Genomic DNA, 2,500 nt, shown 5'->3' with positions numbered 1-2,500 from the left:
AGTACCGAAGTTCCTGATTCCACACTGCCAAGAAAAGCCTCTAGCGAGGGAAAAGGTGCCCGTACCGCAAACCGACACAGGTAGGCGAGGAGAGAATCCTAAGGTGAGCGAGAGAACTCTCGTTAAGGAACTCGGCAAAATGACCCCGTAACTTCGGGAGAAGGGGTGCTCATTAGGGTGAATAGCCCTGATGAGCCGCAGTGAATAGGCCCAGGCGACTGTTTAGCAAAAACACAGGTCTCTGCGAAGCCGCAAGGCGAAGTATAGGGGCTGACGCCTGCCCGGTGCTGGAAGGTTAAGAGGAGAGGTTAGCGCAAGCGAAGCTTTGAATCGAAGCCCCAGTAAACGGCGGCCGTAACTATAACGGTCCTAAGGTAGCGAAATTCCTTGTCGGGTAAGTTCCGACCCGCACGAAAGGCGTAACGATCTGGGCACTGTCTCAACGAGAGACTCGGTGAAATTATAGTACCTGTGAAGATGCAGGTTACCCGCGACAGGACGGAAAGACCCCGTGGAGCTTTACTGTAGCCTGATATTGAATTTTGGTACAGCTTGTACAGGATAGGTAGGAGCCTGAGAAGCCGGAGCGCTAGCTTCGGTGGAGGCGTCGGTGGGATACTACCCTGGCTGTATTGAAATTCTAACCCGCGCCCCTGATCGGGGCGGGAGACAGTGTCAGGTGGGCAGTTTGACTGGGGCGGTCGCCTCCTAAAAAGTAACGGAGGCGCCCAAAGGTTCCCTCAGAATGGTTGGAAATCATTCGCAGAGTGTAAAGGCACAAGGGAGCTTGACTGCGAGACCTACAAGTCGAGCAGGGACGAAAGTCGGGCTTAGTGATCCGGTGGTTCCGCATGGAAGGGCCATCGCTCAACGGATAAAAGCTACCCCGGGGATAACAGGCTTATCTCCCCCAAGAGTCCACATCGACGGGGAGGTTTGGCACCTCGATGTCGGCTCATCGCATCCTGGGGCTGTAGTCGGTCCCAAGGGTTGGGCTGTTCGCCCATTAAAGCGGTACGCGAGCTGGGTTCAGAACGTCGTGAGACAGTTCGGTCCCTATCCGTCGTGGGCGCAGGAAATTTGAGAGGAGCTGTCCTTAGTACGAGAGGACCGGGATGGACGCACCGCTGGTGTACCAGTTGTCTTGCCAAAGGCATCGCTGGGTAGCTATGTGCGGAAGGGATAAGTGCTGAAAGCATCTAAGCATGAAGCCCCCCTCGAGATGAGATTTCCCATAGCGTCAAGCTAGTAAGATCCCTGAAAGATGATCAGGTTGATAGGTCAGAGGTGGAAGCGTGGCGACATGTGGAGCTGACTGATACTAATCGATCGAGGACTTAACCAAGTCATATATGGTTATTACTCGGCAAATACTTCTTCATACATTATCTAGTTTTGAGGGAACGAAGTTTCTTCAAACCAAATAGTCCGGTGGCGATAGCGAGAAGGTCACACCCGTTCCCATACCGAACACGGAAGTTAAGCTTCTCAGCGCCGATGGTAGTTGGGGGCTGTCCCCCTGTGAGAGTAGGACGCTGCCGGGCGAAGACAGAGAGTTTTCTCTTTGTCTTTCTTAATCTTCATACCAGTACAATTTTATATTAGAAAGATATGAAGCAAATAATTTCTCAAAAAAACTTAAAAAAGTATTGACGAATTATTTACAAGATGCTATTCTAATATAGTTGCTTGATTGATCTTTGAAAACTGAACGAACAAAACGTCAACGTTTAAATCATTAGTCTTTTTCGAAAAGACAACTCGAGCTTAATCAACTCTTATATGGAGAGTTTGATCCTGGCTCAGGACGAACGCTGGCGGCGTGCCTAATACATGCAAGTCGAGCGGACAGATGGGAGCTTGCTCCCTGAAGTCAGCGGCGGACGGGTGAGTAACACGTGGGCAACCTGCCTGTAAGACTGGGATAACTCCGGGAAACCGGGGCTAATACCGGATAATTCTTTTCCTCTCATGAGGAAAAGCTGAAAGATGGCATCTCGCTATCACTTACAGATGGGCCCGCGGCGCATTAGCTAGTTGGTGAGGTAACGGCTCACCAAGGCCACGATGCGTAGCCGACCTGAGAGGGTGATCGGCCACACTGGGACTGAGACACGGCCCAGACTCCTACGGGAGGCAGCAGTAGGGAATCTTCCGCAATGGACGAAAGTCTGACGGAGCAACGCCGCGTGAGTGATGAAGGTTTTCGGATCGTAAAACTCTGTTGTCAGGGAAGAACAAGTACCGGAGTAACTGCCGGTACCTTGACGGTACCTGACCAGAAAGCCACGGCTAACTACGTGCCAGCAGCCGCGGTAATACGTAGGTGGCAAGCGTTGTCCGGAATTATTGGGCGTAAAGCGCGCGCAGGCGGTTCCTTAAGTCTGATGTGAAAGCCCCCGGCTCAACCGGGGAGGGTCATTGGAAACTGGGGAACTTGAGTGCAGAAGAGAAGAGTGGAATTCCACGTGTAGCGGTGAAATGCGTAGAGATGTGGAGG

Annotated in this window: 3 rRNA genes (2 of these 3 cut by a window edge); all 3 read left to right on the top strand. The window is 52.0% G+C overall.

The annotated features are described in order from the left end of the window. A 23S ribosomal RNA gene (locus LLY41_RS21840) occupies window positions 1-1,345 on the top strand (it extends 1,591 nt beyond the left edge of the window). Window positions 1,346-1,427: 82 nt separating this feature from the next. Further along, window positions 1,428-1,544 (top strand): 5S ribosomal RNA (gene rrf, locus LLY41_RS21835). A gap of 235 nt (window positions 1,545-1,779) precedes the next feature. After that, window positions 1,780-2,500 (top strand): 16S ribosomal RNA (locus LLY41_RS21830) (it continues 830 nt past the right edge of the window).

The organism is Cytobacillus firmus, from assembly GCF_023612095.1.
Classification (GTDB): domain Bacteria; phylum Bacillota; class Bacilli; order Bacillales; family Cytobacillaceae; genus Cytobacillus.
This window is presented reverse-complemented; position numbering and strand designations above follow the sequence as displayed.